6 protein-coding genes are annotated in these 7,661 nt (G+C 70.8%); 5 read left to right on the top strand and 1 reads right to left on the bottom strand.

The window, feature by feature from the left end; genetic code table 11:
- The 5 genes from ACH4G3_RS38365 to ACH4G3_RS38345 form a co-directional block, all read left to right on the top strand.
- A partial coding sequence (locus ACH4G3_RS38365; protein ID WP_397628812.1) for an alpha-amylase family glycosyl hydrolase occupies positions 1-759 on the top strand: 759 nt, incomplete at its 5' end.
- Entirely contained in the window at positions 756-2,474 is a 1,719-nt protein-coding gene (treS, locus tag ACH4G3_RS38360) for a maltose alpha-D-glucosyltransferase (RefSeq protein WP_397628811.1), read from the top strand. The genes ACH4G3_RS38365 and treS, both read left to right, overlap by 4 nt.
- A 28-nt stretch (positions 2,475-2,502) precedes the next feature.
- The gene (locus ACH4G3_RS38355; RefSeq protein ID WP_397628810.1) at positions 2,503-3,873 is read left to right on the top strand and encodes a maltokinase N-terminal cap-like domain-containing protein; all 1,371 of its coding nucleotides are present in this window, start codon (positions 2,503-2,505) and stop codon (positions 3,871-3,873) included.
- 3 nt (positions 3,874-3,876) lie between these two features.
- A complete protein-coding gene (glgB, locus tag ACH4G3_RS38350) occupies positions 3,877-6,084 on the top strand; it encodes a 1,4-alpha-glucan branching enzyme (RefSeq protein ID WP_397628809.1) in 2,208 nt (735 codons plus the stop codon).
- Positions 6,085-6,196: 112 nt separating this feature from the next.
- On the top strand, positions 6,197-7,285 hold the full coding sequence (locus ACH4G3_RS38345) for a glutamate--cysteine ligase 2 (RefSeq protein ID WP_397628808.1): 1,089 nt from the start codon (positions 6,197-6,199) through the stop codon (positions 7,283-7,285).
- A gap of 64 nt (positions 7,286-7,349) precedes the next feature.
- On the opposite strand, the gene ACH4G3_RS38340 is transcribed toward ACH4G3_RS38345, so the two are convergent.
- Positions 7,350-7,583, bottom strand: coding sequence for a DUF6480 family protein (locus ACH4G3_RS38340; protein WP_397628807.1), 234 nt, complete (start codon positions 7,581-7,583; stop codon positions 7,350-7,352).
- Positions 7,584-7,661: the final 78 nt, after the last annotated feature.

Genomic DNA, 7,661 nt, shown 5'->3' with positions numbered 1-7,661 from the left:
TTCACCCGCCCGGCGATGATGCACACCCTGGCCCAGATCGGCTTCCAGCAGTCCTACACGTACTTCACCTGGCGCAACTCCAAGCAGGAGCTGACCGAGTACCTCACGGAGCTGTCGGGCCAGGCCGCCTCGTACATGCGGCCGAACTTCTTCGCCAACACCCCCGACATCCTGCACGCCTACCTCCAGCAGGGCGGCCGCCCCGCCTTCGAGGTCCGGGCCGTCCTCGCCGCGACCCTCTCCCCCACCTGGGGCATCTACTCCGGCTACGAACTGTGCGAGAACGCCCCGCTCAGGGAGGGCAGCGAGGAGTACCTCGACTCGGAGAAGTACCAGCTCAGGCACCGCGACTGGGAGACCGCCGAACACGAGGGACGCACCATCACCCCGCTGCTGACCAGGCTCAACACCATCCGCCGGGAACACCCCGCGCTGCACCGGCTCAGGAACCTCCGCTTCCACCACACCGGCAACGACGCGCTCCTCGCGTACAGCAAGCGCACCGGGTCCGACGTCGTCCTGGTGGTCGCCAACCTCGACCCGCACCACACCCAGGAGGGCACGGTCTCGCTCGACATGCCGCAACTCGGCCTGGAATGGCACGAGTCGGTGCCGGTGCGCGACGAGCTCACCGGCGAGACCTACCACTGGAGCAGGAACAACTACGTGCGCCTCGAGCCGGGGCGGGCTCCCGCGCACGTCTTCCACGTCCAGTCGCCGCCCGCCACGCAAGGGAACGGAGGGTCAGGAACGCCATGACCGTGAACGAGCCCGTGCTGGACACCTTCGAGGACACTCCCGCCAGGGACCGCGACCCGGAGTGGTTCAAGCGCGCCGTCTTCTACGAGGTGCTCGTCCGCTCGTTCCAGGACAGCAACGGTGACGGCGTCGGTGACCTGAAGGGCCTGACCGCAAAGCTCGACTACCTCCAGTGGCTCGGCGTCGACTGCCTGTGGCTGCCGCCGTTCTTCAAGTCCCCGCTCCGGGACGGCGGCTACGACGTCTCCGACTACACCGCCGTGCTGCCGGAGTTCGGTGACCTGGCCGACTTCGTGGAGTTCGTCGACGCCGCCCACCAGCGCGGCATGCGCGTGATCATCGACTTCGTCATGAACCACACCAGCGACCAGCACCCGTGGTTCCAGGAATCGCGCAAGGACCCCGACGGGCCCTACGGCGACTACTACGTGTGGGCCGACGACGACAAGGGCTATCCGGACGCCCGGATCATCTTCGTCGACACAGAGACGTCAAACTGGACGTTCGACCCGGTGCGCGGCCAGTACTTCTTCCACCGTTTCTTCTCGCACCAGCCGGACCTCAACTACGAGAACCCGCGCGTCCAGGAGGAGATCCTGGCCGCGCTGAAGTTCTGGCTGGACCTCGGTATCGACGGCTTCCGCCTGGACGCGGTGCCGTACCTGTACGCGGCCGAGGACACCAACTGCGAGAACCTGCCCGCCACCCACGCGTTCCTCAAGCGCGTCCGCCGCGAGATCGACGCGCAGTATCCGGACACGGTGCTGCTGGCGGAGGCCAACCAGTGGCCCGAGGACGTCGTCGACTACTTCGGCGACTACGCGGCCGGCGGCGACGAGTGCCACATGGCCTTCCACTTCCCGGTCATGCCGCGCATCTTCATGGCGGTGCGGCGCGAGTCCCGCTACCCCGTCTCGGAAATCCTGGCCAAGACCCCGGCCATCCCCTCGGGCTGCCAGTGGGGCATGTTCCTGCGCAACCACGACGAGCTGACGCTCGAGATGGTCACCGACGAAGAGCGCGACTACATGTGGGCCGAGTACGCCAAGGACCCCCGCATGCGCGCCAACATCGGCATCCGCAGGCGCCTCGCTCCCCTGCTGGACAACGACCGGCACACCATCGAGCTGTTCACCGCGCTGCTGCTGGCCCTGCCCGGCTCGCCGATCCTGTACTACGGCGACGAGATCGGCATGGGTGACAACATCTGGCTCGGTGACCGGGACGCGGTGCGCACGCCCATGCAGTGGACCCCGGACCGCAACGCCGGGTTCTCCACCTGCGACCCGGGCCGCCTCTACCTGCCGGCGATCATGGACCCGGTCTACGGCCACCAGGTCACCAACGTCGAGGCGTCGATGTCGTCGCCGTCGTCGCTGCTGCACTGGACCCGCCGCATGATCGAGATCCGCAAGCAGAACCCGGCCTTCGGGCTCGGCTCGTACACCGAACTGTCGTCCTCCAATCCGGCGGTGCTGGCGTTCCTGCGCGAGTACGAGGACGACCTGGTGCTGTGCGTGAACAACTTCGCGCGGTTCGCGCAGCCCACCGAACTCGATCTGCGCGAGTTCGCCGGGCGCCATCCGGTGGAGCTGTTCGGCGGGGTCCGCTTCCCGGCGATCGGCGAACTGCCGTATCTGCTGACCCTCGGGGGCCACGGCTTCTACTGGTTCCGGCTCACTCGAGTCGCATCCCGCATCGGCCGGCGACTGTGAGCACGCGCCGACGAAAGGAGGCGTGACCATGCCGAAGACCGCATCCCTCCGCCCGGGTCTCACGCGCCTGGCCGAGCCCATGGAGTCGCTCGGCGGGCTGCTGCGCGACTGGCTGCCCCGGCAGCGCTGGTTCGCGGGCAAGGACCGGCCCGTCACGGAGCTCGGCCTGCTGTCGATGACGGAGCTGTTCCCGGGCTGTCTGCACCTGCTGGTCCACGCCGGTCACGCCGGCCACACGGGCGTGCCGTCCCCGGGCGGTGCTCCCCCGGCCGGCGACTGCTACCAGCTCCTGCTCGGCGTACGGGAACATCCCTCGCCGCGCCTCGGGCGGGCGCTCATCGGGCGGGTGCAGGACGGGCCGCTGGCCGGTCTGACGGTCTACGACGCGCTCCACGACCCTCGTTCGGCCCAGCTGCTCCTGGACCGGCTGCGCCGCCCCGGCACCGCCGGCCCCCTGCGGTTCGACTGCGACCCGGACCAGCAGGTGCCCGGCGGACTGGTGCCGCGGCTGCTGGACGCGGAGCAGTCCAACTCCTCGCTGGTGTACGGCGACGAGTACATCCTGAAGGTGTTCCGGCGCATCCAGCCGGGCGTGAACCCGGACCTGGAGGTGCCGGGGGCGCTGGCCAGGCAGGGCTGCCACCGGGTGCCCGCGCCCGTGGCCTGGTTCCAGACGAAGCATCCGTTCAAGGCCACCCTCGGGGTGCTCCAGCCGTATCTGCGGGACGCGTCCGACGGCTGGACGCTGGCGCTGCACGCCCTGGCCGCCGGCGACGACTTCACGGCCCAGGCGCGGGCGCTGGGCGCGGCCACGGCGGAGGTGCACCTCGCCCTCGCCTCGGCCTTCCCGGTCGGCGAGCCCGGGGAGAACGGACGTACCGCGACCGCGATGACCGAGCGGCTGGCCGCCGCCGCGCACTGCGTGCCCGCGCTCCAGCGGTACGTGCCGGGCCTGAGCACCGCGTTCGCCGCCCTCACCACCTGCGACGCCGGGCCGCCCGCCCAGCGCATCCACGGCGACCTGCACCTGGGCCAGGTGCTGCGGGCCGGACGCGAGTGGTTCGTCATCGACTTCGAGGGCGAGCCGTCCCGGCCGCTCTCCGAACGGCGCAGCGCCCACTCCCCCGTGCGGGACATCGCCGGGATGCTGCGCTCCTTCGACTACGCCGCCCGGCAGCGCCGCCCCTGGCGCCCGGAGTGGGCGCGACGCTGCCGCGAGACCTATTGCGCGGGCTATGCCGCCCGCGCGGGCTGGGACCCGCGCAAGAAACACGGACTGCTCCGGGCCTACGAGACGGACCGGGCCGTGTACGAGGTGCTGTACGAGGCACGGCACCGACCCGACTGGCTGCCTGTACCGATGGCGGCGATCGAGCGCCTCGCTGTGAGAGGAGACTGAGCCGTGGCCCTGCGCGACACCTCAATCCCGGAGCCGTCCGGCCCGGTCCCGGGCGCGACCGCGCCCGCCCTCAGCCCGGAGGACCGCGGGCGCCTGCTGGCGGGCGCCCACCACGATCCGCATGCGCTGCTGGGCGCCCACCCGGTCCCCGGCGGGATCGTGTTCCGGGCGCTGCGCCCCTTCGCCCGCTCGGTGAGCGTGGTGACCGGCGGCAAGCACATCCCGCTCGTCTCGGAGGGCGACGGCCTGTTCTCCGGCGTGCTGCCGCTGCCGGAGATCCCCGCGTACACGCTGCACGTGGCGTACGAGGGCGGTGAGCAGGAGGTGCACGACCCGTACCGTTTCCTGCCCGCGCTCGGCGAGCTCGACCTGCACCTGATCCGCGAGGGCCGGCACGAGCAGCTGTGGCAGGCGCTCGGCGCGCAGCCCATGACCCACGAGGGCGTGACCGGCACCCGGTTCACGGTGTGGGCACCGAACGCGCAGGGCGTGCGGGTCGCCGCGGACTTCACCTACTGGGACGGGACGCAGTTCCCGATGCGCTCGCTCGGCGCGTCCGGCGTGTGGGAGCTGTTCCTGCCGGGCGTGGGCGAGGGCACGGCGTACAAGTTCGAGATCACCTCCCGGTACGGCCACCGCTTCCTCAAGGCGGACCCGATGGCCCGCCGCACCGAGGAGCCGCCCGACACGGCGTCGATCGTGACGGCCTCGCACTATGAGTGGGGCGACGCGCAGTGGATGGCGCACCGCGCGGACACGCCGGTGCACGAGGCGCCGTTCTCGGTGTACGAGGTGCATCTGCCGTCCTGGCGCCCGGGGCTGGACTACCGGCAGCTCGCCGAGGAACTCCCGGCGTACGTCAAGGACCTCGGTTTCACGCACATCGAGCTCATGCCGGTCGCCGAGCACCCCTTCCACGGCTCCTGGGGCTATCAGGTCACCGGCTTCTACGCGCCGACCGCGCGGCTCGGCAGCCCGGACGACTTCCGGTACTTCGTCGACGCCTGCCACCGGGCGGGCATCGGCGTGATCATGGACTGGGTGCCGGCGCACTTCCCGAAGGACGACTGGGCGCTGGCCCGGTTCGACGGGGATCCGCTGTACGAGCCCGGGGACGCGCGGCGCGCCGAGCACCCGGACTGGGGCACGTACGAGTTCGACTTCGCCCGCACCGAGGTGCGCAACTTCCTCGTGGCGAACGCGGTGTACTGGTGCGAGGAGTTCCACATCGACGGGCTGCGCGTGGACGCGGTGGCGTCCATGCTCTACCTGGACTACTCGCGCGAGGACGGCCAGTGGGAGCCCAACGCCTACGGCGGCCGGGAGGACCTGGCGGCCATGGCGTTCCTGCAGGAGATGAACGCGACCGTGTACCGGCGTGCCCCCGGCGTGGTGACGATCGCCGAGGAGTCGACGGCTTGGGGCGGGGTGACGCAGCCCACCGACTCCGGCGGCCTCGGATTCGGGCTGAAGTGGAACATGGGCTGGATGCACGACTCGCTGGAGTACCTCGCCCACGAGCCGGTGCACCGCAAGTACCACCACCACGAGATGACCTTCTCGATGGTCTACGCGTACAGCGAGAACTACGTCCTGCCGATCTCCCACGACGAGGTCGTGCACGGCAAGCAGGCGCTGGTGTCGAAGGCCCCGGGCGACTGGTGGCAGCGGCGCGCGAACGTCCGCGCCTACCTCGGCTTCATGTGGAGCCACCCGGGCAAGCAGCTGCTGTTCATGGGGCAGGAGTTCGCCCAGGGCGCCGAGTGGTCGGTGGAACAGGGGCCGGAGTGGTGGCTGCTCGACGACGGCTACCACTCCGCGGGCGACCACCGGGGCGTACGGGACCTGGTCCGTGACCTGAACACGACGTACCGGGCGACGCCGGCGCTGTGGCAGTGCGACACCCGTCCGGAGGGCTTCCGGTGGGTGGCGGTGGACTCGGCCGACGACAACGTCTTCGCGTTCCTGCGGTACGACGCGCGGGGCGGGGCGCTGCTGGCGGTGTCGAACTTCTCCCCGGTCGTCCGGCACGACTACGGCCTGTGGGTCCCCGGCGACGCCGTCGCCTGGCAGGAGATCCTCAACACCGACGACCCGCGCTACGGCGGCAGCGGCGTCACCCACCCGGATCCGGTCAAACCCGAGGACGGCTGTGTCCGGATCACGCTGCCGCCGCTGGCCACGGTGTGGCTGACGCCGTTCGCTGCGTGAAGTCCCGCGACCGCACCAGGTGTCCGACCCGCCTGTGAGGGGCACTGGGTGTCGTACCACCGGGAACGCCCGGTGGTCGACGCGACAGGGTCAGGGAAGGGCGGGCATCAGGGTGCGCACCGTCGGAGTGGAGGAGGAGCTCCTCCTGGTCGATCCGGAGACCGGTGAACCGCGGGCGATGTCCGCGGCCGTGCTCGCCCGGGCCGCGCAGGACGACGCGGATCAGGACGTCTTCGAGAAGGAACTCCACGAGCAGATGCTGGAGTTCGCCACCCATCCGCAGTCCTCCATGGAGAGCCTGCGGGCGGAGATCGTCCGCTGCCGCAAGGAGGCGGCCCGGCACGCCGGGGAGATCGGCTGCACGGTCGCGGCGCTCGCCACGTCCCCGCTGCCGGTCAGCCCCGCGATCGGCGTCAACCGCCGGTACCAGTGGATGGCCGACCAGTACGGCATCGCCACCCGGGAGCAGCTCGTCCTGGGCTGCCATGTGCATGTGTCCGTCGAGTCCGACGAGGAGGGCGTCGCGGTCATCGACCGGGTGCGGCCCTGGCTCCAGGTCCTGACGGCGCTCAGTGCGAACTCGCCGTTCTGGCAGGGCAAGGACACGGGGTACAGCAGCTACCGCAGCCGGGTGTGGCTGCGCTGGCCGTCGGCCGGTCCGACCGAGATCTTCGGCTCGGCCGAGCGGTACCACCGGCTGATCGCGGACATGGTGGCCACCGGCGCTCTCCTCGACGACGGGATGATCTACTTCGACGCGCGGCTCTCCCAGCGGTATCCGACGGTGGAGGTCCGGGTGTCGGACGTCTGTCTGCACTCCGGTACGGCCGCGCTGGTCGCCACGCTCGTCCGCGGACTGGTCGAGACGGCCGCGCGGGAGTGGCGGGCGGGCCGGGAACCGCTCGGCCACAGTGTCAGCCTGCTCCGGCTGGCCGACTGGCTGGCCGCCCGGTCCGGTCTTTCGGGCGAGCTGCTGCACCCCGCCACCATGCGGCGCCTGCCCGCCGAGGCGGTCGTGCGTGCCCTGCTGGACCATGTCGAGGACGCCCTCGAGGACACCGGTGACCTGGAGCGGGCCCGGGCCGCCTGCGAGGAGCTGCTGAGGGACGGCAACGGCGCACAGGTGCAGCGCGCCCTGATGGAGCGCACGGGGAGCCTGCGGGACGTCGTCACCGAGTGCGTCCGGCACACCCAGGCGTGAGGCGTCCCGCCTTCTTCTGTCCCGCCTTCTTCGTCAGGCGGGATCGGAACTCGCGAAGCGGAACTCAGAGGATCAGAGCGAGGGCGTAGGCCAGGAAGAACGCCGCGATCAGCACCACGACGACGAGGATCACGGCCATCGGCGCCTTGGACCAGCCCTTGGGCGGGTTGTGCGTCTCCCGGGGCCCCGCCTCGGGCAGGCTGCTCTCCGCGGGCGGGGTCTCTCCGGGCGGTACGCCGCCGCCCGGTTCCAGGCCTGAGCTGCGTTCGGGTTCGGGATCGGGACTGATGTGACTCATGCCCTCCGGGTCCCCCGATCACGCCGAGATCATCAGCGGGACGACTTCCGTATTTCCCGACCCCTGAGGGCCCCGGCT

Origin of the sequence: Streptomyces afghaniensis, assembly GCF_044327915.1 — a bacterium.
Lineage (GTDB): Bacteria > Actinomycetota > Actinomycetes > Streptomycetales > Streptomycetaceae > Streptomyces > Streptomyces afghaniensis.
The sequence above is the reverse complement of the archived record's forward strand: the minus strand, read 5'-3'. Positions and strand labels throughout refer to the sequence as shown.

Coding starts and splice junctions, on each gene's coding strand:
- ACH4G3_RS38340 (WP_397628807.1), bottom strand. CDS start 7,583: ATGAGTCACATCAGTCCCGATCCCGAACCCGAACGCAGCTCAGGCCTG.
- ACH4G3_RS38355 (WP_397628810.1), top strand. CDS start 2,503: ATGCCGAAGACCGCATCCCTCCGCCCGGGTCTCACGCGCCTGGCCGAG.
- treS (WP_397628811.1), top strand. CDS start 756: ATGACCGTGAACGAGCCCGTGCTGGACACCTTCGAGGACACTCCCGCC.